20 protein-coding genes are annotated in these 24,967 nt (G+C 55.3%); 12 read left to right on the plus strand and 8 right to left on the minus strand.

Annotated features, from left to right (window positions below):
- Positions 1-23: 23 nt before the first annotated feature.
- The 7 genes from HB779_RS17880 to HB779_RS17910 all read left to right on the plus strand — a co-directional run bounded on the left by HB779_RS17880 (position 24) and on the right by HB779_RS17910 (position 6,980).
- Entirely contained in the window at positions 24-695 is a 672-nt protein-coding gene (locus tag HB779_RS17880) for an exopolysaccharide biosynthesis protein (protein ID WP_188343602.1), read from the plus strand.
- A 123-nt stretch (positions 696-818) separates the two neighbouring features.
- Entirely contained in the window at positions 819-1,121 is a 303-nt protein-coding gene (locus HB779_RS17885; RefSeq protein ID WP_188343603.1) for a virulence factor, read from the plus strand.
- Positions 1,108-2,004: a methylenetetrahydrofolate reductase gene (locus tag HB779_RS17890; protein WP_371823868.1), complete on the plus strand. Its 897-nt coding sequence runs from the start codon at positions 1,108-1,110 to the stop codon at positions 2,002-2,004. Before HB779_RS17885 ends, HB779_RS17890 begins: the two co-directional genes overlap by 14 nt.
- A gap of 11 nt (positions 2,005-2,015) precedes the next feature.
- Positions 2,016-2,972 (plus strand): methyltetrahydrofolate cobalamin methyltransferase, encoded by a 957-nt coding sequence (locus HB779_RS17895; protein ID WP_188343604.1) that lies wholly within the window; start codon positions 2,016-2,018, stop codon positions 2,970-2,972.
- A 265-nt stretch (positions 2,973-3,237) separates the two neighbouring features.
- The gene (locus HB779_RS17900; protein WP_188345993.1) at positions 3,238-5,265 is read left to right on the plus strand and encodes an ASKHA domain-containing protein; all 2,028 of its coding nucleotides are present in this window, start codon (positions 3,238-3,240) and stop codon (positions 5,263-5,265) included.
- A gap of 78 nt (positions 5,266-5,343) precedes the next feature.
- Positions 5,344-6,258: an ROK family protein gene (locus HB779_RS17905; protein ID WP_188343605.1), complete on the plus strand. Its 915-nt coding sequence runs from the start codon at positions 5,344-5,346 to the stop codon at positions 6,256-6,258.
- Positions 6,255-6,980, plus strand: coding sequence for a copper homeostasis protein CutC (locus tag HB779_RS17910; protein ID WP_188343606.1), 726 nt, complete (start codon positions 6,255-6,257; stop codon positions 6,978-6,980). Before HB779_RS17905 ends, HB779_RS17910 begins: the two co-directional genes overlap by 4 nt.
- Before the next feature lie 233 nt (positions 6,981-7,213).
- On the opposite strand, the gene HB779_RS17915 is transcribed toward HB779_RS17910, so the two are convergent.
- Positions 7,214-8,116, minus strand: a complete 903-nt coding sequence (locus tag HB779_RS17915; protein ID WP_188343607.1) for a LysR family transcriptional regulator — start codon at positions 8,114-8,116, stop codon at positions 7,214-7,216.
- A gap of 141 nt (positions 8,117-8,257) precedes the next feature.
- Here HB779_RS17915 and HB779_RS17920 point away from each other — a divergent pair, with 141 nt between their 5' ends.
- Together HB779_RS17920 and HB779_RS17925 are read left to right on the plus strand one after the other, a co-directional pair.
- The gene (locus HB779_RS17920; protein ID WP_188343608.1) at positions 8,258-8,518 is read left to right on the plus strand and encodes a hypothetical protein; all 261 of its coding nucleotides are present in this window, start codon (positions 8,258-8,260) and stop codon (positions 8,516-8,518) included.
- Positions 8,519-8,736: 218 nt separating this feature from the next.
- Positions 8,737-9,735 carry a GlxA family transcriptional regulator gene (locus tag HB779_RS17925; protein WP_105732279.1) on the plus strand — a complete coding sequence of 333 codons (999 nt, stop codon included), beginning with the start codon at positions 8,737-8,739 and terminating at the stop codon, positions 9,733-9,735.
- Positions 9,736-9,938: 203 nt separating this feature from the next.
- Here HB779_RS17925 and HB779_RS17930 read toward each other — a convergent pair whose 3' ends face one another.
- From HB779_RS17930 to HB779_RS17945, 4 genes are all read right to left on the minus strand, one after another.
- Entirely contained in the window at positions 9,939-10,736 is a 798-nt protein-coding gene (locus tag HB779_RS17930) for a DUF1194 domain-containing protein (RefSeq protein ID WP_244642413.1), read from the minus strand.
- Positions 10,737-10,910: 174 nt separating this feature from the next.
- Complete coding sequence (locus tag HB779_RS17935) at positions 10,911-13,427, minus strand: FAD-dependent oxidoreductase (RefSeq protein WP_188343610.1); 2,517 nt, start codon at positions 13,425-13,427, stop codon at positions 10,911-10,913.
- A gap of 325 nt (positions 13,428-13,752) precedes the next feature.
- Positions 13,753-14,016 (minus strand): hypothetical protein, encoded by a 264-nt coding sequence (locus HB779_RS17940; RefSeq protein WP_188343611.1) that lies wholly within the window; start codon positions 14,014-14,016, stop codon positions 13,753-13,755.
- A gap of 147 nt (positions 14,017-14,163) precedes the next feature.
- Positions 14,164-16,623 carry a mechanosensitive ion channel family protein gene (locus HB779_RS17945; protein ID WP_188345994.1) on the minus strand — a complete coding sequence of 820 codons (2,460 nt, stop codon included), beginning with the start codon at positions 16,621-16,623 and terminating at the stop codon, positions 14,164-14,166.
- 408 nt (positions 16,624-17,031) lie between these two features.
- On the opposite strand from HB779_RS17945, the gene HB779_RS17950 reads away from it, so the two are divergent.
- Genes HB779_RS17950 through HB779_RS17960 form a run of 3 tightly spaced genes read left to right on the plus strand, consistent with a single transcriptional unit; the run spans position 17,032 to position 20,886 of the window.
- The gene (locus tag HB779_RS17950) at positions 17,032-17,319 is read left to right on the plus strand and encodes a sarcosine oxidase subunit delta (RefSeq protein WP_188343612.1); all 288 of its coding nucleotides are present in this window, start codon (positions 17,032-17,034) and stop codon (positions 17,317-17,319) included.
- The gene (locus HB779_RS17955; RefSeq protein WP_188343613.1) at positions 17,316-20,306 is read left to right on the plus strand and encodes a sarcosine oxidase subunit alpha family protein; all 2,991 of its coding nucleotides are present in this window, start codon (positions 17,316-17,318) and stop codon (positions 20,304-20,306) included. The genes HB779_RS17950 and HB779_RS17955 overlap by 4 nt, the downstream gene beginning before the upstream one ends.
- On the plus strand, positions 20,299-20,886 hold the full coding sequence (locus tag HB779_RS17960) for a sarcosine oxidase subunit gamma family protein (RefSeq protein ID WP_188343614.1): 588 nt from the start codon (positions 20,299-20,301) through the stop codon (positions 20,884-20,886). The genes HB779_RS17955 and HB779_RS17960 overlap by 8 nt, the downstream gene beginning before the upstream one ends.
- Here the strand turns inward: HB779_RS17960 and HB779_RS17965 are convergent, their stop codons facing one another.
- From HB779_RS17965 to HB779_RS17975, 3 genes are all read right to left on the minus strand, one after another.
- The gene (locus tag HB779_RS17965; protein WP_188343615.1) at positions 20,887-22,104 is read right to left on the minus strand and encodes an FAD-binding oxidoreductase; all 1,218 of its coding nucleotides are present in this window, start codon (positions 22,102-22,104) and stop codon (positions 20,887-20,889) included. It lies immediately after the preceding gene.
- Positions 22,105-22,185: 81 nt separating this feature from the next.
- Positions 22,186-23,502 carry a guanine deaminase gene (gene guaD, locus HB779_RS17970; protein ID WP_188343616.1) on the minus strand — a complete coding sequence of 439 codons (1,317 nt, stop codon included), beginning with the start codon at positions 23,500-23,502 and terminating at the stop codon, positions 22,186-22,188.
- Positions 23,499-24,728, minus strand: a complete 1,230-nt coding sequence (locus HB779_RS17975; RefSeq protein WP_188343617.1) for a urate hydroxylase PuuD — start codon at positions 24,726-24,728, stop codon at positions 23,499-23,501. Before HB779_RS17975 ends, guaD begins: the two co-directional genes overlap by 4 nt.
- Positions 24,729-24,967: the final 239 nt, after the last annotated feature.

Genomic DNA, 24,967 nt, shown 5'->3' on the forward strand with positions numbered 1-24,967 from the left:
AAAGTTGAACAAAGACGAGATTCATGGCTGCAATAGACGTAGAAGATCAGAAGAAATCGGATGAGGCGGCAGCGCATTCAAAAATGGAAAATGACTCGCGGCCATTGTCACAGGTTTTCGAAGATTTGGCGCGCACAACCACCGCGCCGGTATCTTTCAGCGAACTTGAAGATGCCTTCAACGACCGCAGCTTTGCAGCCCTTCTGACATTCTTCGCCATTCTCAATCTGCTGCCGCTTCCTCCGGGAACCGGTATTGTAACAGGTATTCCACTCGTTCTCGTTTCCGTTCAAATGGTCATGGGGCGTGAGTCCGTCTGGCTCCCGGCATTTATGCGGACAAAATCCATTGCGCCAGAGCGCTTCCGTCAAGTTTCTAACAAGGTGGTGCCGTGGCTCCAGTGGTTGGAGCGATTTATTCGCCCGCGCAACTGGCCATTCTCGCAGCGTCAGGGCGACCGCTGGCTTGGCGCATTCACGACGGTTTTGGGCATGTCCGTCGTTATACCCATGCCGCTTTCCAATTGGCTTCCGGCGCTTGCCACCGCCATCATCGGCATCGCCCTGTGCGAACGGGATGGCCGACTGATGCTGGGCGGTCTTATACTGGGCGTTGTCTCGATCAGCATTGTCTTCGGCTTTGCCTTCATTGCCGCCAATGTGTTTGCCTACCTCCTCACCTTCTGGCCGTTCTGAACTAAAATTACTGTCGCAAAAGCAACAATGCCGGGCGTCGCATTTGAGTGGGCGCACGTCGTGAGATAGCAAGCTTACCCCCTGATTTTCCGGCAAAACGGTCCTTGTTGGAGGATTAAGCGCATGGCCGATCTTATTGTCGTTTATTGGCGGGACATTCCTGCACAAGTGACCGTCAAAAAAGGCCGTCAAGCCGCCAAGCGCGAACTTCCTCTCCGATTTACTGAGGCCATCGACATGTGTGCGATGCGCATAGGCGCCCGGGATTCCGACGCCTATCTGGCAGAATGGCGCCGGGGAACTCCGGTGCCGGTGAGTGATGATCTGGACGCAGAGGCTGATGCAGCCCTCGCCCGTATTGACAGCGAATATCATCGGGAACGCCTCGTGGCGCTAGTAAAGGCAGGCGGACATGACAATCCATGAACTGAAAGCAAAGCCAATGACAAAGATCGCAGCATCCATTGAAGTGGCGGCACGCCAGGCTATCGAATCGCAGGACTTGCCTGGTCTGTTCCCGGAAGGGACACGGGTCTACATCACGGATATGGGAACCGATGGCGTCGATACATTGACCGCTGCTGCCAAGCGCATTCATGATCTCGGCTACAAGCCCGTCCCCCACATCGCATCCCGCCGCCTTGGAACACGGGCCGCTCTGGAAACCCGCATCCGCCGCGCCGCTGAAGAAGCAGGCGTGACCGACGTACTCGTCATCGGTGGCGGTCTCGAACGTCAGGCTGGAGATTTCTCCTCGACGATGGAAGTACTGGAAACAGGCTTCTTCGACAAATATGGCATCACCGAAATGGGCGTTGCCGGTCATCCTGAAGGCAGCCCTGAGTTTTCCGAAGCCGTAGCGCTCGAAGCTTTGCGCCTAAAGAAGAATTTTGGCGAGCGCACGGGTGCCCGGCTGCGCGTCGTCACCCAGTTCGGCTTCGACGCCGATCGTTTCATCCGGTATTCAGAATCGCTGCGCGAACATGGCGTTGATCTGCCGGTGCATCTGGGGGTTGCCGGCCCTGCCAAGATCACCACATTGATCAAATACGCGGCAATGTGCGGTGTCGGCAATTCGATCAGCTTCCTGAAGAAGAATGCGCTGTCGCTGACGGCTCTTGCGACAAGCCATTCGCCGGAAGGCGTGGTTGGCCCGATCGAACAGCATGTGGTCAACAATCCAGCTTCGGCTATCAAGCAAATCCACATCTTCCCGTTTGGCGGCCTGAAAAAATCGTCTGAGTGGCTGGTTGATCGCGGCTCCTGGAATGTCGCGTCTGCCCCCTTTGCATCCGCCGTCAACAATTGAGGATTTCCTGAATGACCCGTACGATTGTTGCCTCGGCAACCAGAGAAATCATCATCGGATTTGACCAGCCGTTCTGCGTGATTGGAGAACGTATCAATCCGACCGGCCGCAAAAAGCTTGCTGCCGAGATGGCTGCCGGCATTTTTGATACGGTCATCAAGGATGCGCTGGAACAGGTTGCCGCGGGTGCAACCATGCTCGACGTCAATGCAGGTGTTACCTCAGTCGATCCGAACGCCACGGAACCGGGGCTTCTTGTCCAGACACTCGAGATCGTGCAAAATCTTGTCGATATTCCGCTGTCCATCGACAGCTCCGTTACTGCGGCAATTGAGGCGGCGCTGAAAGTTGCCAAGGGCCGTCCGCTGGTCAATTCCGTGACGGGCGAAGAGGAAAAGCTTGAAGCTATTCTACCTCTGATCAAAAAGTATAATGTGCCGGTCGTTGCTATCTCCAACGATGAAACCGGTATTTCCATGGACCCTGACGTCCGGTTCGCCGTTGCCAAAAAGATCGTGCAGCGCGCCGCCGATTTCGGCATTCCAGCCCATGATATTGTGGTCGATCCCCTGGTTATGCCGATTGGCGCCTTGGGCGATGCGGGCCGTCAGGTTTTCGCACTGCTGCGCCGTCTGCGCGAAGAACTGAAGGTCAACACCACCTGTGGCCTGTCCAATATTTCCTTCGGCCTGCCGCATCGTCACGGTATCAATGCCGGGTTCATTCCGATGGTTATTGGCGCGGGTATGACCTCGGCCATCATGAATCCGTGCCGTCCGCAGGAAATGGAAGCGGTTCATGCCGCCAACGTCCTCAACGGCACCGATGCCAACTGCACTTACTGGATCAAGAAGTATCGTGACCATCAGCCGGCTGCAGCCGGGGCTGCACCCGTTTCGGTACCTGCGGATGCCGGTGGCGGCAGGCGGCGTGGCGGTCGTGAAGCCCGGCGCGGCGTTGCCGGTTGATTGATTTGTAATGCCACGCTATTGGCGGCATCAGCTGTGGTGCGTGGTTCGACAAGCTCACCATGAGGGAGATGGAGGATTGCATTGAGCCATATTCTGCAATCTCCACGGATTAGCTTTGCAGCTACAATCTTCCTCATGGTGAGCCTGTCGAACCACGCATAATGGCGTTGCAAGCAAATGGCATGCGGGACTTGGAGCATAGATCTTGGACGCACCAGTGAAAGACACTGACATATCGGCAAAGGACGCGCTCGTTCTGTTCATGCCTTCGGGCAAGCGCGGACATTTTCCGGTTGGCACAACTGTCCTCGACGCGGCTCGAACCCTCGGTGTCTATGTGGAAAGTGTCTGCGGCGGGCGTGGCATTTGCGGCCGTTGTCAGATCGACGTGCAGGAGGGCCGGTTTGCCAAACACGGCATAACATCATCCAACGATCACATTTCAGAATTTGGCCCGAAAGAACAGCGTTACGCTGAAAAGCGCGACCTGAAGGATGGGCGCCGCCTCTCCTGTTCCGCAACCATTCTGGGAGATCTCGTCGTCGATGTACCACAGGATGTTCAGGTTAATGCACAGGTCGTGCGCAAGGATGCCGATACGCGCATCATCGAACGCAACCCCGCCGTTCACATGTGCTATGTCGAAGTCGAAGAACCCGATATGCACAAGCCGCTTGGCGATCTTGATCGCCTGAAAGCCGCACTGGAGAAAGAATGGGGCATCCGCAATCTGGATGTGGACACCTATCTTCTCCCTGAAGTGCAGAAAATCCTGCGCAAGGGCGAATGGACCGTAACCGCCGCTATCCATCACGATGAAGAAACATCGCGGCCGACGATGATCGGCCTTTGGCCGGGCCTTAAGAACGAGGCCTATGGCATTGCCTGCGATATTGGCTCGACAACCATCGCCATGCATCTTTCCTCGTTGCTGTCTGTGCGCACCATTGCCTCGGCAGGCACATCCAACCCGCAGATCCGCTTCGGCGAAGATCTGATGAGCCGCGTATCCTATGTCATGATGAATCCGGATGGCCGGGAAGGCATGACCAAGGCAGTGCGTGAAGCCATCAATGATCTTATCGGCAAGGTCTGCGCCGAAGGCAATGTCGCCCGCGAAGATATTCTCGATGCCGTTTTTGTCGGCAACCCGATCATGCATCATCTCTTTCTCGGTATCGATCCGACCGAGCTCGGTGGCGCGCCCTTTGCATTGGCCGTTTCCGGCGCGGTTCATCTGAAAGCCAGCGAGATTGACCTGCATATGAACCCCGGTTCGCGGGTTTATATGCTGCCTTGCATTGCCGGACATGTTGGCGCTGATGCTGCAGCCGCAACGCTTGCGGAAGGTCCGCACCGGCAGGACGCGATGATGCTTCTGGTCGATGTCGGCACCAATGCCGAAATCGTGCTTGGTAACCGGCAGCGCACGGTCGCAGCGTCCTCCCCTACGGGCCCGGCATTTGAAGGCGCAGAGATTTCCGGTGGCCAGCGTGCTGCACCCGGCGCAATCGAACGTGTGCGCATTGATCCCTTAACGCTTGAGCCACGCTTCCGCGTCATCGGTACCGAGCAATGGTCGGACGAACCGGGTTTTGACGAAGCGGTGCAGGCCAGCGGCATTACCGGTATTTGCGGCTCGGCAATCATCGAAGTCGTCGCGGAAATGTACCTCTCCGGCATCATTTCAGAAGATGGCGTGGTCGATGGCAGCCTTACTGCAAAATCCCCGCGTATCCGGCCAACTGGCCGTACCTTCTCCTATCTCCTGCATGAGGGTTCGCCGACCATCATCATCACGCAGAATGATGTTCGCGCGATCCAGCTGGCAAAGGCTGCCCTCTATGCCGGCGTCAAGCTGCTGATGGACAAGCAGGGGATCGATCATGTCGACCAGATCCGTTTTGCAGGTGCATTCGGCTCCTTTATTGATCCGAAATACGCCATGGTGCTTGGCCTTATTCCTGATTGCGATCTCGACAAGGTCAAGGCTGTCGGCAACGCCGCTGGAACCGGCGCACGGATGGCGCTGCTCAACCGCGATTATCGCCGCGAAATCGAGGACACGGTGACACGTATCGAGAAGATCGAGACGGCACTGGAACCCAAGTTTCAAGAGCATTTTGTCTACGCCATGGCCATGCCGAACAAGGTCGATCCTTTCCCGAAATTATCGCTGGCAGTGACCCTGCCGCCACGCAAAAATGTTGGTGAAGACGGACAGGCAGGCGATGCAACGCCGCGCAGACGTTCGCGCGAAGACCGGGCAGCCCGCAGATCACGCGAATAAATCCATTCACTTGAGTTTGCCATGAGGGTAAATTCCGCTATCACCATTCTCCATGATTGATTCCGGAAACAGTTTCCCATGATTGCCTGTTTTGACATTGGTGGTTCGGCCATCAAGGGTGCAATAGCCTATGCGCCCGAAGACATCCGGCCATTGCCCAAGGTCCCCACGCCGCTGCATGATTTTGATGCTTTCGCCGCTGTCATTGAAAAGATTGCAGCCGATGGCGGTGCTAACCCAGCATCCTTGATTTCGATCTCGATTGCCGGTGTCGTGGACGCCGATAGCGGAAAGATCACCTGCGCCAATATCCCCTGCATCGATGGTCGGCCGCTCGTCAAAGACCTCAGCGAAAAATTGCGCCGCCCGGTGCTTGTCGCCAATGATGCCGATTGTTTCGCCCTATCTGAGGCGGTTGTCGGCGCCGGACGCGGACACCGCGTCGTCTTTGGTGTCATTCTTGGCACCGGTGTCGGTGGCGGCCTCGTCATCAACGGCAAAATTCATGAGGGCGCCGGCGGCTTTGCCGGTGAATGGGGCCACGGCCCGATCTCGGCAACATGGGCGGGCAATCCGCCGATTGCCATCCCACGTTACGCCTGCGGTTGCGGACAGGTAGGCTGTGTCGATGCTGTTGGCGCCGCGCGTGGCATGGAACGGCTGCACGCCCACATCCACGGTGTGGATCTTCCCAGCACTGAGATTATCGCAGCATGGAACAATGGTGATGCGGCGGCCGAACGTACCATTGACTGCTACATCGATATCGTCAGCGGCCCTCTGGCCATGACGCTGAATGTCGTCGGTGCGTCCATTGTTCCGGTCGGTGGAGGTCTTGCCAATTCAGTACCGCTGATCGAACGGCTGGACCGGGCTGTACGCGACCGCATTCTTTGGAAAACAAGCAAGCCGCTCGTCATACCGGCGGAGCTGAAAATCGAACCTGGCCTCATCGGTGCCGGGGTTCTCGGACTGATGGGCGAAACGAAATGAGCGGTATTCTTCTGGAAGTCTGCGTTGATGATTCTAATGGCCTTGCTGCTGCCATTGCCGGAGGCGCGGACCGTGTCGAGCTTTGTTCCGCACTGGAACTGGGCGGCCTCACGCCAACACCGGGCCTCATCGGTCAGGCAATTGTTTCCCCCATTCCCATCTACGCCATGATCCGCCCCCGCCCCGGCAATTTTGTCTTCGCTGAAGCAGATATCGATGCAATGCTGCGAGAGATCGATATGATACGCAGCGCTGGTCTCGCAGGCGTCGTCTTCGGTGCCAATCACGTTGACGGTCGCCTCGATCATACAACGCTTGAGCGTCTGATGCGCAACTGCGAAGGGCTGGGCGTTACGCTGCACCGGGCATTTGATCTCGTGCCTGACCTGCAAGAAGCGATTGAAACAGCAATAGAGCTTGGTTTTGAGCGCATCCTCACCTCGGGGCGCACGCCAACGTCAGCACAGGGCTTGGACAATCTGGAAAAGACGTTCGCGCTTGCAGCGGGCAGGATCAAGATCATGCCGGGGTCTGGCGTCAACATCGGCAATGCCGATGCTCTGCTGCAGCGTATCCCGTTCAGGGAAATTCATTCATCATGCGCCGTGGTTGCCGAGCCTGTCAGCGAAGCAGCGCAGCGGCTTGGTTTCGAAACCACCACGCAAAAACGCACCAGCGTTGAATTGGTAAGAGCATTGAAGGCTTTTTGCCTGACGCGTTGAGGGTGGGACTTGAACACCCCCCTCTGTCCTGTCGGACATCTCCCGCACAAGGGGGGAGATCAGCTCTCATGACCATCTTGCCAAATTCTGAAACATTGAAAACTGAGCGATATAACCGATGTCGATGCGATCTCCCCCCTTGTGGGGGAGATGTCCGACAGGACAGAGGGGGTGAAAACCCACTCGCAGTTAAACATGACCGAACCACGTACCATAAGTCTTGCAATCAAAGCCTAAAGCTTACCGGTCCGCTCATAGCCCTCGAAATAAACCCGAAGGTGCTGGGCGACAGCTTTAACGTGCGCACCGGCATTTTTGGCCACCAGCATGCCGAGTTTAGACTCCCCGAGTGGCGGCAAACCGTGCTCGGCACCCAGCTCGACCATGTTGTCTTCGAGCAGGAACTTTGAGAACGGCGCGACTGCCAAATCAGCCACGATGGCAGCGCGCTGCCCCATCGTGTGGGCACTCATATAGGCGACGCGATAATCCCTGCCTGCACTTTCCAACGCATTGATGGCATTGGCGCGCCAGATGCAACCCTCTTCCCACATGGAAAGCGGTAGCGGGTTGCGCTCATGCGCCGTCCCACATTTCGCCCCCGCCCAAATGATATCCTCGGTCATGAGAACTTCGACTTCATCGAGCTTTGCCAGGGTTTCGTTGACATTCACCAGGGTCACATCGAGGCGCTGCTCATCCAGCCGCTTACGCAGGCTGTTGCTCTGGTCAATGACCACATCCACGGTCACATCAGGGTGCGACTCGGCAAAGCGCTTTAAGACGAAAGGCAGAACCTTCTCGCCGATATCGTCAGGCGCACCGAGCCGCACGACACCGGACACCGTCGGAGCAATAAATTTTGCTACTGTTTCGCGATTCAGCGCCAGCATGCGGCGGGCATAGCCAAGCAGCAGCTCTCCGCTCGGTGTCAGCTTTACTGAACGCGCATCGCGCTCCAGCAGAACATGACCCAAAGTCTCTTCCAGCTTTTTGATCTGCATTGAAACCGCAGAGGGCGTCCGGAACACGGCATTGGCCGCGCTCGAAAAACTACCCGTCTCAGCAATCATGGAAAATGTACGCAACACATCGAGATCAAGGATCGGAATGGGATGTTGCATCGGTGCTGACATTGCTGCGTCTCCTTCATCAATTTTTTCTGAAACATACTGTTCCGTAATTTCGTTTGATTGAACATCAACTTCGAACAATAGTCAAGATCACGGAACAAGCGGTGCCACGGAAAACCGCCATTTACTTAAAAGGAGCAGAAAATGAGTATCTGCAATGAACACCACACGAACCACCCAGCAGGATTAGGTGATCGTCTGTTTGCAACAGTCGCACATACGGTCGAGCACATCACGGCTGCCGTGGGGCACTCCCGGGATATCTTCATTCGGCAACGCCGGCTACGCGCCACTGAAGCCGCTTTGGATGGCCTGCCTGAGGGAATTCGAAGCGACATCGGCTGGCCAGATCTCTACGACCGCCAGATTATTGAATGCAATACTGCCGGACGGACTCACCAATAACCATGAGGCGACAGCAAAAAAGGAGCATCTCAATCCATAGATGCTCCTTTTCCTATGCAGTTTACCTGCGCTTTTGCGACACAGGCACACTCCCTTCCCTTTAGAATAATTCTATGGTTCTATCTGAAAAAAAGCGCTAGAGACCGCGCCCGTGATTTGAAGTGACTACTTCAGGTGCGACATGGCCTCGTAGCGAGATACGGGAACCTAGAATCATCATGAACCAGACAGGCCTCAACAAGCGGTCTTTTGTTTTCTTCCTTGTACCGAATTTTTCGATGATCGCTTTTGCGACGGCAATCGAGCCGCTTCGCATTGCCAATCGCATGCTTGGGTATGAGGCCTATCGCTGGCGCCTCGCTTCAGTGGATGGAAAACCTGTTACCGCGTCCAATGGCGTTGAATGCGCTGCGAACTCTTCCCTTGAAGATGAGCGCCGCTTTCTGACCGGCGAAGACCGGCCTTCAATGGTTTTCGTCTGCTCCGGCGTACACGTTGAAAAATTCCAGAATAAATCTGTTTATGCCTGGCTGCGCGAAGAATTCAATCGAGGCGTTGCTGTGGGCGGCCTTTGCACCGGCGCGCACATATTGGCAGCAGCCGGCCTGCTCTCGGGCAAGCGCTGCGCAATCCATTGGGAAAACCTTCCCGGTTTCGCTGAAGCCTTTCCGAAGGCCGATGTTTACGCCGATTTGTTCGAAGTCGATGGCAATATCTACACCTGCGCCGGTGGCACGGCAGCACTCGATATGATGCTGAAGCTGATCGGCGATGATTTTGGTGACAACATCGTCAACCGCGTTTGCGAGCAGGCGCTGACAGACCGCGTTCGCAGCCCGCACGACCGCCAGCGTCTGCCGCTGCGCGCCCGTCTTGGCGTTCAGAACTCGAAGGTTTTGACCATTATTGAGCTTATGGAAGCGCGCCTCTCCGAGCCGCTTTCACTGATCGAGATCGCCGATCATGTTGGTCTTTCCCGCCGCCAGATCGAGCGTCTGTTCCGGCAGGAAATGGGCCGTTCCCCTGCCCGATACTATCTCGAGATAAGACTGGACCGGGCACGCCATCTTCTGATTCAGTCATCCATGCCTATTGTTGAAGTGGCGGTCGCCTGCGGATTTGTCTCCGCATCGCATTTTTCCAAATGCTACCGCGAGCTCTATGGCCGCTCGCCACAGCAGGAACGCGCTGACCGCAAGCAGTTGATGGCAGCTTGATCTGATCAACGCGGGTATTGCAGACATATAGTGCGTGGTTCGACAAGCTCACCATGAGGGAGATGGAGGATTGCAGGGGGCTATATTCTGCAAGATTGTTCATGCCGCAATGTTTCATATTGGTTTTACAGCACCGCTCTCCCTCATGGTGAGCTTGTCGAACCACGCACAATGGGGATACAGCCTGCATTATGCCGTTAGTGCTATCGCGACTCCCAGTCCTGCATGCGCCTTTGCCAGACTTTTTCGCCTGACAGACAATCATAATCTTTCTTGGCTTGTGCAAGGATAACGGGAAGCTTGGCCTCCGGCAGCCATTCTGCGGTCTGCGTGGCGGACATATCACCGGCAAGTTCGAGAACAAGCTTGCGGCGCACCGCTTGCGGAAACTGCTCCCATGAGTTCACGGGAACCATGAATGCACCAAGCCCGCCAATCACACAGTTGCTATAATAAACATCCAGGTCGGCCACAGCCCAATCCGAATAGAAGTCACTCTGGGTCATCAGTGGCAAACCATTGATGGTTATGCCCTTGGCGATGGCATCTGCACGCGCTTCAATGACCGGTCTTCCATGATTGTTTGCCCCATCACCGGAGATATCGATCACATGCCGCTTCGAGTGGAACCCATTATTGTCAAAAAGTGTCGCGCCGAAATCAATGACCCCTGAAATGGAAGTCCGGCTTTGCGTCGAGGGAATGGGCTGGTCGAGCGCGACAGCGAAGCGTTCGGCGGATTCTGCACTATCAACCAGCGTCCATGGCACGATAATGCGCTGTATGGTCGATCCCGCCCACTCGACATAGGTGATCGCCACGCGTCCATGCACGCCATCGCGAATTGCATCGATGACGTCCCGGTGCCGCAAAGCGGCGACATAGCCGTCACGTTGGATTTTCTGCTCAAACGGTTCCATGGAACGCGATGCATCGACGGCAAGAACAAGCTCGACATCGACATCTATGGGCGTTTGGGCGCATGCAGCTGAACTTGCCAAAGATGCAGCAAGGAGGAGAAAAACACGACTGGTTTTCCGATGCGATGCCATGGTGAAGTGTAGCGCAAACGCGCTGAATACAAAGCACGATCAAAGCCATTCACGCTCTATTGAACGAAAAGAAAAGGCGCCCTTTCGGACGCCTTCCCCAACGCATGAATGCGATCAGAAAACTTAGGCCCTCAGGCGATCATTTTCACTGTCGAACGGTGCTTCCGGAATGACGGTAGCCTTGTGTGTCTTGCCCAGGATCTTGATCTCAAGTTGCGTACCCAAAGCCGAGTAGTCCGGCTTGACCATAGCAAGCGCCAGGCTCTTGCCCAGACGCCAGCCATAGCCGCCATGGGTTGCCCGGCCGATAAGCTGACCATTGGCGTAAATCGGTTCGCTGCCGCGGGCATCAATGTCTGAAACACCAGGAACGTGCACTTCAAGCGTGACGAAGTTCCACTTCAGACCATCTTCCCGCGCCTTCACAACCGCATCCCGGCCGATGAAATCACCCTTGTTCGGATGAACAAAGCGGTCAAGCCCGCTTTCAAACGCATTGTATTCAATCGACAATTCACGCGGTATCAGGCGATAGGACTTTTCAACGGCCATTGCCGTCATGGCGCGGATACCAAAAGGCTTGATGCCAAATTCGGCACCGGCCTCAAGCAGCAGATCATAAATGGTATTCTGCTGTTCGATCGGATGATGCAGTTCCCAGCCGAGTTCACCAACGAAGTTGACGCGCAGAGCATGTGCCGTCGCCGTACCCACGCTGATTTCCTTGCCGGATAGCCAAGGGAAAGCTTCGTTGGATAAATCGGCACGCGTAACCTTTTCGAGCAACTGACGGCTCTTTGGACCTGCAATAACCAGCACGCCATACATTTGCGTAATCGGGCGAAGGGTCACCGAACCATCTGCAGGAAGCAGCTTGAAGAGATAATCGTGATCGTGATTCTCGTAGGCACCGGCGGAAACCAGATAGAACTTGCCCGGAGCCCATTCGTAGACCGTGAATTCGGAACGCACGCCGCCCTGCTTGGTCAGAAGGTGGCAAAGCGCGATACGACCCTGTTTCTTGGGAATACGGTTAGCCAGAATGGAATCCAGCCATTCGCGTGCGCCCGAACCTGACACTTCAATCTTGGCAAAGGCCGACATATCAAGAAGACCGACATTGTTGGTGACGTTCTTGATCTCGTTGCCGACATGCTCAAAATAATTCGAGCGATGGAAAGACCAGATTTCTCTCACCTTTCCATCAGCATCCGGCTTTGGATGATTGTGGTTCATCAATACGTCGGGCTTATCCAGCTTGGCGACGTCGAGACCATAGCCCTGTGGCGCAAACCAGTTGGCACGCTCCCATCCATAGACAGTACCGAACACGGCACCAAGTTCCTTCTGGCGATCATAGGAGGGTGAACGCTTCAGCGGACGGGCAGCACCGCGCTCTTCATCCGGGTAATGCACCGAGAATACCTCAGCATAAGCTTCCTCGTTCTTCTCCTTAAGATAACCCTCGGTCGCATAAGGACCAAAGCGGCGGGGATCAACGCCCATCATGTCGATGGAAGGCTCGCCTTCGACAATCCATTCAGCCAGCTGCCAGCCAGCGCCGCCTGCGGCAGTCACGCCGAAGGAATGGCCTTCATTGAGCCAGAAATTCTTCAGGCGCGGTGCTGGGCCAATGATCGGCGAACCATCGGGGGTGTAGGCGATAGCGCCGTTGTAGACCTTTTTGATACCAACTTCACCAAAGGCTGGAACGCGGGCAATGGCTGTTTCGATATAGGGCTCAAGGCGGTCGAGATCTTCCTGGAAGAGCTCGTATTCGCTGGCATCGGACGGCCCATCCACGTAGCAGACAGGCGCGCCCTTTTCATATGGTCCAAGCAGCAAGCCGCCGTTTTCCTCACGCATATACCAGGATGAATCGCTTTCGCGCAGCACGCCCATCTCCGGCAGGCCCTTGGCCTTGCGCTCGAGAATGGCAGGATGCGGCTCCGTCACAATGTACTGGTGTTCAACAGGGATAACCGGCACGTCGAGGCCAACCATCTTGCCGGTCTTGCGGGCAAAGTTGCCGGTTGCCGAAACAACGTGCTCAGCGGTGATGTCGCCCTTGTCAGTTTTGACAAGCCACTCGCCGGACGGCAGCTGCTCGATACCGAGAACCGTCGTGTAGCGATAAATGGTGGCACCGCGATCGCGTGCCCCCTTGGCCAGGGCCTGTGTCAAATCGGCCGGCTGAATGTAACCATCTTCCGGATGCTGAATGGCGCCGAGAATTCCGTCCATTTCCGCCAGAGGCCAGATTTCCTTGACCTGCTCCGGTGTCAATAACTTGACAGGAACGCCAATCGTCTCAGCAACACCGGCATAATACATATACTCGTCCCAACGATCCTTGGTACGGGCGAGACGGATATTGCTGCAATTGGTGAAACCGACATTCATGCCAGTTTCTTCCTGCAGTTCCTGATAGAATTTTACAGAGTACTTATGAATCTGCCCGACGGAATAGCTCATGTTGAACAGCGGCAGCAGACCGGCGGCATGCCATGTCGAGCCGGACGTCAGTTCCTTGCGCTCGATGAGCACCACATCACTCCAGCCCTTCTTGGCCAGATGATAGAGTGTTGATACACCCACCACACCACCGCCGATAACAACTACACGCGCTTGGGTCTTCATTTCATTCCGTCCTCTGATATCAATCGGTGGTCTGGCAGCACTCGCCAATTTTCTGCACTATGCCGTTCGTGCTGTCCATTGCTAAGGCCTGTTTGCGACATGGCTAAAACATGCCGCGACGCGTGGCAATCTGGCTGCGTTTTGCAAGGATTTCGGATGATATTGCAGAAATGATTTCAGCCAACGCGGAGAACTCTTGCCGTGAGATTAGTCCTCAAGCGCCGGTTCGAGATGCCTTCCAGAGAAAAACAGCAAATCAGAAATTAAAAAACCCGAACTGTTGAAACAGTCCGGGTCTGCATCTCCGTTGGTGGCTGGGTTTTGTCTATTTGATTGAAACCTTGCCGCCTTTGATTTCAATGCTTTCCCCACCGGTCAAAGCTTCACGATCACCATTGGGGAATGTGACAAAACAACCGCTATTGCAAAAATCAACCGTATCACCAGCAGCAACCTGCACCTGCGATTTGGCAGAGCCTTCGGTAACAACGATCGTCTGAACGCTGGCATCGCTGTTCTTGATGCTCGCAGCAAACGCTGGTGCAGCAGTCACGACGCTCAACAGAATGGCAACAGCAAACTTGTTCATCTCAACCCGGTGTTCCCACCGCCCCTGTTATCGAGGGCCTTACTTGCCCTTTCGATAATAGTTATAGCGGTGTGAAACTGAACGGCAACTGAACGCTTTGTTATTTTTCAGTATCCAGTTGAAAATGCACAAGTCTATCCCCCGACATCAACCGTTAGACCTTGGCTTTTTCGGTTGTGCTGCCAGATCAGCTTTCACGCGTTCCGTGATCATTTGAACGATCGCATCGGCGTCATCAAGGTGGATATTCACATCCCGTTGCGGGAAAGGAATTTCGATACCTTCTTCAGCAAAACGATCAACCAGCGCAAAGCGAATTTCATTCTGCACGGTTCCAGAGTTTGAAAGATCGGCCAGATGCACCCGCATTTCAAAATCCATGGTTGAATCGGCCAAAGCTTTGAATGCAACAAACGGCTCCGGGTTTTTGAGAACAAGCGGATGACTGCGCGCAATATCCATCAGGATGGCATGCACCCGCCGTGGATCAACCTTGTAGGACACACCAATTGGAATCTCGACCCGGCCCAGCTTGTTGCGATGGGTCCAATTGCCGACATTGCCGTTGATAAAGGACGAGTTCGGAATGATGATCGACTGGCGCTGGAAAGTCTCCACTTCCGTCGCGCGAACACTGATCTTCTTGACGATACCGCCAACGCCGCTCGTTTCGATCCAGTCGCCTACTTTGAACGGCCGTTCCGCTAGCAGGATAAGGCCGGAGACAAAGTTCGAGACGATGGCCTGCATACCAAAACCGATACCGAGCGACAGACCACCGGCAACGAGGGCCAGACTGGAAAGGTTGATGCCTGCGGCTGAAATGCCGATAAGGCCGGCAATACCAAGGCCGAGATAGCCGACAGCAGTCTTGATCGAGTTGCGCACACCGGAATCAAGCTTGCCACGTGCCATGACCCGCATATCGAGCCAGCCCTGAAACCAGCGCGTAAAGAAGTAGAACATGGCGAACAGCAGGATGCCGATCGCAATGGCGACCAGAGAGATCGTGACCGAGCCGATTTGAAACCCGGTCGCAATCGTTAAAAACCAGACTGTCATTTCACTCCACTGGAATCCCCAGAGAAGCAGTATGATGGGAATTCCCAGCAGAACGACAAAGACGTTGATAATGATGCTGGCGACCAGACCGAGCTGGTCCAGTGTGGACTCGTCAATCCCGAAACGCGTCTGAACCGTACGGCCAAGCACGGTTCCGCTCAGGGCATTCTCATCGGCAACAGCACGAGCCGTCAGGAAACCCAGATACATTGTTATGAGAACGGCACCGTTGATCACGATCTGCTGTGAAACGAACCGCGCAAAACCGATATAGCCAAGCAGGGCTGCGATGATGGGAACCAGCCCGACAACGTAGAGGAAAAGCCTGATGGGCCTTGGCCAGCGCTTTGCTGCTCCCGTTTCCGGATCTTGCAACGGCTTCAGCAACGCCATGGCAATAATAAGCAAGCCAACGAGAACCGTTGCGAAAAGGCTTTTTGCAACAGTGAGTGACAGCGGCGATGAGGCAATCTGGTTGATTGTATCGGCGAGATAATCGAGCCCGGTTATCGTGGCTGTCGCCGTGATCAGGACCATGAGAATGCGGCCAGGCCGGGGAGCCACTTGAACAAGGCGCCAGTTGGGTGCGCCAGGGCAAATGACGGCCTCGGCGAGCGCGTGCACAAAATAGACAATGCCGATAACACAAAACAACGTATAAAACAGGGACGCGATATCAGGCCGCAATATATTGAAATAATTCAGGAAAACGTATGTTGTGGCAAGGAATACGACTACTGTCAGAGACCGCATCAGGGTTGACCAGAAGGCAACCGCCAGACGGCTGAGATAGGATGGCTCTTCCAGGGCAGGATCGCGCAGATAGAGGTGGCCAAGCGTACGTTGGCCGCCAATCAGAAGGACAAGAGCGGCCATGGCGGCAAAGAACGCAGCGGCCAGCGCTGATTGCCATTTAAATGTGATAACAAACCGCCACCATGACGAAATCAGCTGGTTCATCGTACCGATTTCACGGCCATAGGCATCCATTACTTCGCTGCCCAGCGAATAATTGATGTCAACGCGCTGCGACAACGTATTGGCGAACAGCTCACGACGCGCATCGCCGATCGCGTCAATCATCTTGTTGACTTCGAGCAACTGGTCTTCGGTTTCACCCAAGACCGCATTGATCTCGGCTTTTTCCGTTGTCAGCCGCATCCGCTCGTCGGTAACGATCTGCGCTTCAGCCGGTTGGCCCTGCGCAGGCGGTGCGCCCAACTGTTCCAGCCTGGAATTGATCTCGGTGATGCGCGGTCTGAAAGAGACACCGATATCCAGCAACTTCTTTGCCGTGGCCTCAAGATCGAGACGAAGGTTCGCAAGAGCCGCATCCGCATCGGCCTTTTGTTTGAATTTCTGTTCGTAGGCCGATATCTGCTTCTTCAGTGCATCGATGGCAGGACGCTGTTCGGCAACGATACCCGATTGGACCACTGGCGCTGCTGCAGGTGCGGGAGCGGCAGGAACTGGCGCCGCTGGTGCAGGAGCTGGAGCCGCCGCTACGGGGGCCGGTGCTGGTGCCGGCGTCTGGGCGCTTACCATAGACAATGGGGCTGCCAGAAACGAAACAGCGACAATCGTCAGAAGAATCTGCCGAAGAAAATATGAGATCACAGGTCTAGATCCATTTATGAATAGTTTGCTTCGTCGATTTGCCCGTTCATGTCGGCACAATCAAGGCACTTTATGCTTTCACGTCCGGGACTGGTCGGCTTGCTGATACTGCTCGCCGCTATCGTGATGACCACCCTTGTCATCAGACAGTAGCATAATGCTGGGGTAATCATGAATCGTCACTCGCTTGCCAATAGGAAATTCTTGCGAAAATAACGGTTTTGCTCACCTTCTCTTCGTCCTCATCTTGACCAGTTCAGGTCCACACTGTTGACTGGCACAACCAAGCAATAAAACGTCAAAACGCAACAGATTCGCTTTCGAGACAAGAAGACCATGATAATCAAATGCCCCTATTGCGGACCGCGTGACGTCATCGAATTCACCTATCAAGGCGATGCAACACGCCAACGCCCCGATCCGGCATCCTCCGATCAGATTGCATGGAACGCTTATGTCTACGATCGCGCCAACCCCATGGGTTCGCATCGCGAATTCTGGTTGCACAGCGGCGGCTGCCGTCAGCATCTGATCGTGACTCGCGATATGGCCACGCATGTCATTTCATCGGTCGGCTTTGCCCGTGATACCACCGGAACGGCCAAAAGCGGTGATCGCCCATGACCAGTTCGCGGCTCCCCAAAGGCGGTCGGATCGATCGCAGCAAGACTGTTCGCTTCACGTTTGACGGCAAAGCCTATAGCGGCCACCCGGGCGATACGCTTGCCTCTGCTCTGCTTGCCAGCGGTATCACGCTTTTCGGCCGTTCATTCAAATACCATCGCCCGCGCGGTGTGTTTGCGGCAGGTAGCGATGAACCCAATGCGCTTGTTACCGTTCTTTCCGGTGATGTTCGCGAGCCCAACGTCCGTGCGACAGAGCTGGAAATTCACGATGGCCTCGTGACGGAAAGCCAGAACCGCTTTCCATCGCTCGAGCATGATTTCATGGCCATCAATCAGCTTGCAGGGCCGCTTTTTTCAGCGGGTTTCTACTACAAGACCTTTATGGGACCGGCGATTGGTCCGCTTCGCAGCACAAAGTTCTGGATGTTCTGCGAGAAATTCATTCGCCGGGCCGCCGGGCTTGGCAAGGCAGGCATTGCTGCAGATCCTGATCACTATGAGCGCGTGAATGCTTTTTGCGACGTACTCGTGGTTGGCACCGGGCCAGCTGGATTGATCGCCGCAGAAGCCGCTGCAGAAACCGGGGCCCGCGTTATCATCGCTGAAGAACGGCCGGTTGCGGGCGGCTCTCTGCTCGCATCAGCCGAAATCATTGATGGGCGCAATGCCGCCGTCTGGGCACGGGAAAAAGCTGCAGCACTTGCCGGCAGGCCCAATGTCCGGTTTCTCACACGCACCTCTGTCTGGGGTTATTACGACGGCAATGTTCTGACTGCCATCGAACATCTTTCAGATTATAAGCCGAACCGCACCAAGGGACAGGCCCGTCAGCGGCATTGGGTCATCCGCACAGGCAAGACCATCCTTGCAACCGGTGCCTTCGAGCGGCCGATCGTATTTCCGGGGAATGATTGCCCCGGTGTCATGCTGGCAGATGCGGTACGGCGATATGCTGTCGAATATGGTGTGGCGCCGGGAAACAACGTCACGCTTTTCACCAACAATGACAGTGCATATGAAGCCGCACGCGCCATGGCCCAAGCCGGGGTTAATATTGCTGCCATTGTCGATGTGCGATTGGACGTTTCCGGTGCTTGCAGCGAGATTGCAACGGCAATCGGGGCCGAGCTCGTTCTTGGCCATGCAGTGACGGGCACCCATGCGGGCAAGACTCTGAGTTCGATCACCGTGCAGCATTTCAATGCCGTAACGGGTCATGTTTCCGGAACACCACGCGAGATCAAGACCGACTGTCTCGGTGTTTCCGGCGGCTGGTCTCCGGCTATTCACCTCGCCAGTCAGGCGGGTGGCAAGCCGGAATGGGACGAAGATCTGCAGGCGTTCCTTCCGCCGGAACCCAACCAGAACTGGGTTACTGCAGGCTCTTCAGCCGGTTACATGGATACAGTCAGTGTTTTCTCCGACGGAGCGACCAAAGGCTCGTCGTCAAAAGCCAAAGCAAAGCTGCCCAGCGTCGATGCGCCCATGTTCGACCCATCGCCTGCGCCGGTTTTCGAGATCGAACCAGCGGTTAAATCGCAAAAGGCCTTTGTTGATTTTCAGCACGATGTCACTGCGGATGATATCCGCCTCGCCTATCGTGAAGGGTTTCACTCGGTCGAGCATCTGAAGCGTTACACCACACTTGGCATGGCTACAGATCAGGGCAAGACCTCGAACATCCCCGGCCTGGCCATCATGGCCGATGTTCGTGGCATCACCATTCCGGAAGCGGGAACCACACGCTTCCGTCCGCCGTTCACCCCTGTTTCGTTCGGCGCCATTGCTGGCGAGCGCTACGGCGATTTGCGGCCGCACCGGCTGACGCCCATGCATGACTGGCATCTCGCCAACAGCGCCAAAACATATGAAGCAGGACTGTGGCACCGCCCGATGATCTATGGCAGCCACGGCGAAACAGTCGAGCAGGCCTATGTTCGCGAGGCGCGAGCCGTGCGCCAGAGTGTTGGCATCGTAGATGTCTCGACGCTCGGCAAAATCGACATTCAAGGGCCGGACGCTGCCGAGTTTCTTGATCGCGTCTACACAAACATGTTCTCCACGTTGCCTGTCGGCAAGGCGCGCTATGGCCTGATGTTGCGTGAGGACGGCATTGTCTTTGATGATGGCACCACATGGCGGCTCAGTGAAACACAGTTTCTGATGACAACCACCACGGCCAATGCCGGAAATGTCATGCAGCATATGGAGTTTTACCTCGATTGCGTCTGGCCTGACCTGCGTGTGCATCTGACATCCGTCACCGATGTCTGGGCAGGTACAGCCATTTCCGGTCCGAATGCTCGCGCCGTTCTGGAAGCTTGCGTTACAGGGACCAAGGTGGACAATGCAACACTGCCTTTCATGGGTATTGTCTACGGATCAATCGGCGATATTCCTGTCATGATCTGCCGCCTCTCCTTCTCCGGTGAACTCGCCTATGAAGTCTATTGCGGTGCAGGGTTTGGCACGCAGGTATGGGAAGCATTGCTGGAGGCAGGTAAAACTTACGACATCATGCCGTATGGGCTGGAAGCGCTCGGAACGCTGCGCATCGAAAAGGGTCACGTTACCGGTGCCGAAATCGATGGCCGGACAACGGCGCACGATCTGCATCTCGACTGGATGTTGTCGAAGAAGAAACCCTATATCGGGTCTGGCATGAAAGACCGCGCCGGGCTGACTGACGAAAATCGATTGTCGCTCGTTGGCCTGATTTCGCTGGACAACCAGTCGATCAACGGCGGCAGTCATATCGTCAGCGATGCGGCCCCCCGCGAACCTGCCGACAGTTTCGGTCACGTTACAGCAGCCTGTTATTCGCCTGCCCTTGGCAAGTACATCGCACTCGCCTTGGTTAAGCATGGCACGTCAATGATAGGCAATCGTGCCTTTGCGACTGATCTTTTGCGCGGCAAACACTGCCCTGTGGAAATTGTCAGTCACCATATGTTTGATCCTGAGGGGAGCCGGATGCATGGCTGAACCACAATCTGCTCTCGGGCACGCGTTCGTGCCCGGTGATCATGGCAATGCTGCAGGTGGCATCGGTATCACGCTCCACGAGCGAGCAGCCCTGTCGATTGTACAGGTTACCGCCTGGCGCGAGACCATTCCTGCCGTCGTGACAGCAATAAGCAATGTGACGGGGCTAAACGTCCCCGATAAACCGGGTGCTGGCCGCAGCGCCGGTGAAAAATCGGTCTTTGGCTTCGCGCCGGGCCGATATTTTGTCGTGGCACAGGCGAGCGATCTGGAAGAGCGTTTACGCAGTGCGGTTCATCTTGAGGCCGGAACAGTCATCAATTTGACCCACGGCCGCACGGCCATCCGGGTCAAAGGCCCATGGTCCGAATGGGTGTTGTCCAAGCTTTTCGCAATCGATTTTTCCGAACATGCGTTTCCTGTCGGATTCGGCCGCGCGACACTGCACCATGACATTCACACGAATATCCAACGCATCGATGAGGAAACATTCGATCTCTATGTCTTCCGCACCTTTGCCCGGTCGTTCTGGTTGACATTGGGTCACGCCGCCGCCGAAGTGGGTTATCGCGTCGAGTAATCAGCTTTTTTCAAATGCGAAGAGATCGGCGTCCGTATCGCCTGTCTTGGTAATCAGCCCGCGAACAAGCTGCGCTGCAACCATCGAAAACGTGATGCCATTGCCGCCATATCCCAATATGGCGTAGCAGCGGTCCATGCCCGGAATTTGCCCGATGGATGGCAAGCCGGTGTCACTGGCACCAAAACTGCCCGTCCACGCGAAATCCGCTTCAGCCTTCACGTTTGGGAAGAGCTTTTTCAGTTTGCGAAGTATGGCTTTGGTTTTGGCCGGCAGTTTGGCATCACGCTTGGCCTCGTCTTCAAATTCCTCGTCCTCACCACCGACGATAATCCGGCCATCTCGCGTGGTACGCATGTAAAGGTAGGGATCAGACGCTTCCCAGATCAGACAACGTTCCGGCCATAGATTTTCCTTTTGCGGCGGTGTTGCCAGCGCCCAGGTCGAGATAATCTGATGGCCTGCCTTCGGCACCTGATCCGGCATTTCGTACCCCGTTGCGTAAACAAGGTGCTTGCAACGAACCTTGAGACCCTCTTTTGTCATCGCCAACACATGTCTTGGGTTTGATTCCACAGACACGATTTCGACAGGCGCATAGACTGACGCACCGCGGGCAACAGCCTGCCGCAAATATCCATGGGCCAGTTTACGCGGGTTGGCCTCGATATTGTCGAAGCACATCAAGGCAGCCGCCCGATCAATGTCAAACCGTGCTTTCAGTTCATCCCGTGTCAGCAAACGTGTTTCAAATCCGGCGTGACGGCGAGCGTCCATCTCTTTGCGCAGTCCGTTTTCATCCAGAACGTCGCCGGCAAGATAGAGCGAATTCCGGTTTTGCATTTCGCAGGATATGCCGAGTTCACGGGTTCGCTCACGCAAGACATCGACGGCGAGCTTTGAACGCCGCCACGCACGCTCGGCATTTACAAGGCCGATCTTTCTCGCCAGATGATGCAGCGGGGTATCAATTTCGAACTGCAGCAGTGCAGTGCTCGCCGGTGTCGAGCCCGTTACGGGTTTGCGCCTGTCAAAAACCGCAACAGAAAACCCGGCTTCGGTTAAACTCTCCGCGATGAGTGCACCGCTGATCCCCGCTCCGACGATAGCCACGTCCACCGAAATATCGTTTGAAAGCGCACTGTATTGCACATTATTTGCCGGACGCTTCAACCAGATTGGCTGTCCGGTTCTCAAATCGCGATGCTGCGTTGCCATGCTGACCCTTGGAACCCGAGGAAGTGACAGAGCCGAACGGGCCGGAGCATCACTTGGTTCCGCAGAAGCTGCAAATCAGAGCTACGAAGCCAGTCTGCTCTTGGCGGGGCTGCCTGCCACGTAGACTTCGGCAATGGTCCGGTCGTCCCCCATCGTTTGCATAAGGAAAAGCTCTTCCACCAGCGTTTCAATTGTTTCCATCCGCAAGCGCATTGCGGGCGTTGAGCGGGCATTGAGAACAATACAATCGGCTTCCGTGCCCGGCATGAACGAGCCGATGATCCCTTGCAATGAAAGCGCACGAGCATTGCCAAGCGTCGCCTGATAAAATGACCGGAGCGGATGATACCGCTGTCCCTGAATGTTCAGTATTTTGTAGCCTTCATCCAGTGTGCGCAGCATGGAATAGGATGTACCGCCACCGATATCCGTGGCAATCGCATGACGCACAGGCGGGTGAGACGCTTCCAAACGGGCGAGATTGAACAGGCCGCTCCCGATGAAAAGGTTGGAGGTCGGGCAAAAAACGGCAACGGAACCGCTATTGGCAATGGAGGCAATTTCCGCATCGCTCAGATGAATGCAATGGCCGAGCAAGGCCTTGGGACCAAGCAGGCCATAATGCTCATAGACCTGTGTGTAATCACGGCTCCATGGAAAAAGTTCGGCGACAAAGGCTATTTCCGCAGTGTTTTCACAAAGATGGGTCTGGACATGCAGCTCTGGATATTCGCGCACCAGCGCTCCGCTCATCTCCAGTTGTTCCGGCGTTGATGTCGGCGCAAAGCGCGGCGTGATTGCATAGAGCTGGCGCCCTTTAGCATGCCACTTGCGGATCAGTTCCTTGCTATCGTCATAGCCCGATTGAGCCGTGTCCAGAAGGCCGGGCGGAGCATTGCGGTCCATCATCACTTTACCAGCAATCATACGCATGTTGCGCTTGTCCGCTTCAGTAAAAAACGCCTCGACCGACGCTTTGTGAACCGTGCAATAAGCGGCGGCCGTGGTTGTGCCATGCCGTATCAGCTCATCAAAAAAAGCCGAGGCAATACGTTCCGGATGCCCCTGATTGGAGAACTTCTGCTCTTCAACGAAGGTGTATTTGTTCAGCCATTCCATCAGCTCGCCCGCATAGGAGCCCACGACCTGCATTTGCGGGTAGTGGATGTGCGTATCGATGAAACCCGGCATGATCAAATAAGGACGGTGATCAATCACTTCGACGTTCCGGCCTTCACCTGCCTGCAAGCGCGAAAAATCGTCAACGGCCCAAATCTTGCCATCGCGGATCAGAAGCCCGCCATCTTCGAGATAAGTAAACGTCTCGGGGCTCGCTTCGCCAGCCAAAGGTTCGTCGTGGAACGTCAATATCCGCCCACGCAGCAGCAATTCAGTCATTGGGTAGTTTTTCCTGCAACTGCCGAGCGGTACCACGCAACAATCTGGGCGCGTTCGGCATCCGTAATATGAGTAAGATTACCCGGCGGCATGGCGTGGCTTGCACCCGCCTGCACATAAATCTGACGGGCATGCATTGCTATCAATTCATCCGTATCGAGACGCAGCCCCGCTGGCGGCGTCATAAGCCCTTCCCAGGATGGTTGAGCCGAATGGCACATGGAACAGCGCCCCATTACGGTATCCCGCACCTGCGGGAAAGTCTGCGCCGCCAGAAAAGCCGCAGCGGTATCCGGCGTCTTCATCTCACCGGTCAAAATCTTTGGCACGGTGGACAACCAGATAATCACAATGAAGAGAACAACAGAGGCAAGCCAGGTCCAATGAGGATTACCCTTTCCCGCATGTTTCGAATTGAAATAGTGACGGATCAGCACGCCGATAACAAAGATAAGGGCTGCTATGATCCAGTTGAATTCGGTCGAATGCGCCAGGGGATAGTGGTTCGACAGCATCAGAAAAATAACGGGAAGCGTCAGATAATTGTTATGGGTCGAGCGCTGTTTCGCCTGCTTTCCCAGCTTCGGATCAGGTGTTTTTCCAGCTATGAGATCGGCAACCACTTTCTTCTGATTTGGTATGATGAGCAAAAAAACATTGCCCGACATGATGGTGGCAGTAAACGCCCCCAGATGCAGAAAAGCCGCCCTGCCAGTAAACAGATGCGTGTATCCCCACGCCATGAAGACGATGACCGCATACAGAATGATCATCAACGCGGTATCATTGCTGGCCAGCGGTGATTTGCACAGCAAGTCGTAGATCAGCCAGCCAAGTCCTATCGAGGCCAGAGAGATCAGGATCGCAACAGGGGTCGAGACATCAAGCACATTGCGATCAATGAGAAACAGATCCGCACCAGCGTAGTAGACGATGCACAGCAGGAAAAAACCGGACAGCCAGGTCGCATAGGACTCCCATTTGAACCAGATCAGATGCTCCGGCATATTGGGCGGTGCGACCATGTATTTCTGGATATGGTAGAAACCGCCGCCATGGACCTGCCATTCCTCGCCGTTTACGCCCTGCGGCAAATTCGGGTGGCGGCGCAATCCAAGATCAAGCGCGATGAAGTAAAATGATGAACCAATCCAGGCAATCGCTGTGATGACATGCAGCCAGCGTGCTGCAAAGCTGAGCCATTCCCAGAAAATAAGATAATCCATCGAGGCCTCACACAAAGCAGATCGCGTTTACAATGCGTGTGTTCGCAACCCGATGCAAGGTGATGGCCGCAATACGTTGGTGCGTGGTTCGACAGGCTCACCATGAGGGAATTGGGTGGCTGCAAGGCAGGGCTACAATTGCAGAATATAGTTCCGTTATCTCTCCCCTTGCGGGAGAGAAAGGATTTTCTTGGATTTAGCCTCTTTGCTAAATCCTTAGAAAATCCAAGTGAGGGGGA

Source organism: Phyllobacterium sp. 628, assembly GCF_014189505.1.
Taxonomy (GTDB): Bacteria; Pseudomonadota; Alphaproteobacteria; order Rhizobiales; family Rhizobiaceae; genus Phyllobacterium.

Excerpts from the sequence above, each read along its gene's own strand:
- HB779_RS17880 (WP_188343602.1), top strand. The coding sequence starts at position 24 with ATGGCTGCAATAGACGTAGAAGATCAGAAGAAATCGGATGAGGCGGCA.
- HB779_RS17885 (WP_188343603.1), top strand. The coding sequence starts at position 819 with ATGGCCGATCTTATTGTCGTTTATTGGCGGGACATTCCTGCACAAGTG.
- HB779_RS17890 (WP_371823868.1), top strand. The coding sequence starts at position 1,108 with ATGACAATCCATGAACTGAAAGCAAAGCCAATGACAAAGATCGCAGCA.
- HB779_RS17895 (WP_188343604.1), top strand. The coding sequence starts at position 2,016 with ATGACCCGTACGATTGTTGCCTCGGCAACCAGAGAAATCATCATCGGA.
- HB779_RS17900 (WP_188345993.1), top strand. The coding sequence starts at position 3,238 with ATGCCTTCGGGCAAGCGCGGACATTTTCCGGTTGGCACAACTGTCCTC.
- HB779_RS17905 (WP_188343605.1), top strand. The coding sequence starts at position 5,344 with ATGATTGCCTGTTTTGACATTGGTGGTTCGGCCATCAAGGGTGCAATA.
- HB779_RS17910 (WP_188343606.1), top strand. The coding sequence starts at position 6,255 with ATGAGCGGTATTCTTCTGGAAGTCTGCGTTGATGATTCTAATGGCCTT.
- HB779_RS17915 (WP_188343607.1), bottom strand. The coding sequence starts at position 8,116 with ATGTCAGCACCGATGCAACATCCCATTCCGATCCTTGATCTCGATGTG.
- HB779_RS17920 (WP_188343608.1), top strand. The coding sequence starts at position 8,258 with ATGAGTATCTGCAATGAACACCACACGAACCACCCAGCAGGATTAGGT.
- HB779_RS17925 (WP_105732279.1), top strand. The coding sequence starts at position 8,737 with ATGAACCAGACAGGCCTCAACAAGCGGTCTTTTGTTTTCTTCCTTGTA.
- HB779_RS17935 (WP_188343610.1), bottom strand. The coding sequence starts at position 13,427 with ATGAAGACCCAAGCGCGTGTAGTTGTTATCGGCGGTGGTGTGGTGGGT.
- HB779_RS17940 (WP_188343611.1), bottom strand. The coding sequence starts at position 14,016 with ATGAACAAGTTTGCTGTTGCCATTCTGTTGAGCGTCGTGACTGCTGCA.
- HB779_RS17945 (WP_188345994.1), bottom strand. The coding sequence starts at position 16,623 with ATGGTAAGCGCCCAGACGCCGGCACCAGCACCGGCCCCCGTAGCGGCG.
- HB779_RS17950 (WP_188343612.1), top strand. The coding sequence starts at position 17,032 with ATGATAATCAAATGCCCCTATTGCGGACCGCGTGACGTCATCGAATTC.
- HB779_RS17955 (WP_188343613.1), top strand. The coding sequence starts at position 17,316 with ATGACCAGTTCGCGGCTCCCCAAAGGCGGTCGGATCGATCGCAGCAAG.
- HB779_RS17960 (WP_188343614.1), top strand. The coding sequence starts at position 20,299 with ATGGCTGAACCACAATCTGCTCTCGGGCACGCGTTCGTGCCCGGTGAT.
- HB779_RS17965 (WP_188343615.1), bottom strand. The coding sequence starts at position 22,104 with ATGGCAACGCAGCATCGCGATTTGAGAACCGGACAGCCAATCTGGTTG.
- guaD (WP_188343616.1), bottom strand. The coding sequence starts at position 23,502 with ATGACTGAATTGCTGCTGCGTGGGCGGATATTGACGTTCCACGACGAA.
- HB779_RS17975 (WP_188343617.1), bottom strand. The coding sequence starts at position 24,728 with ATGGATTATCTTATTTTCTGGGAATGGCTCAGCTTTGCAGCACGCTGG.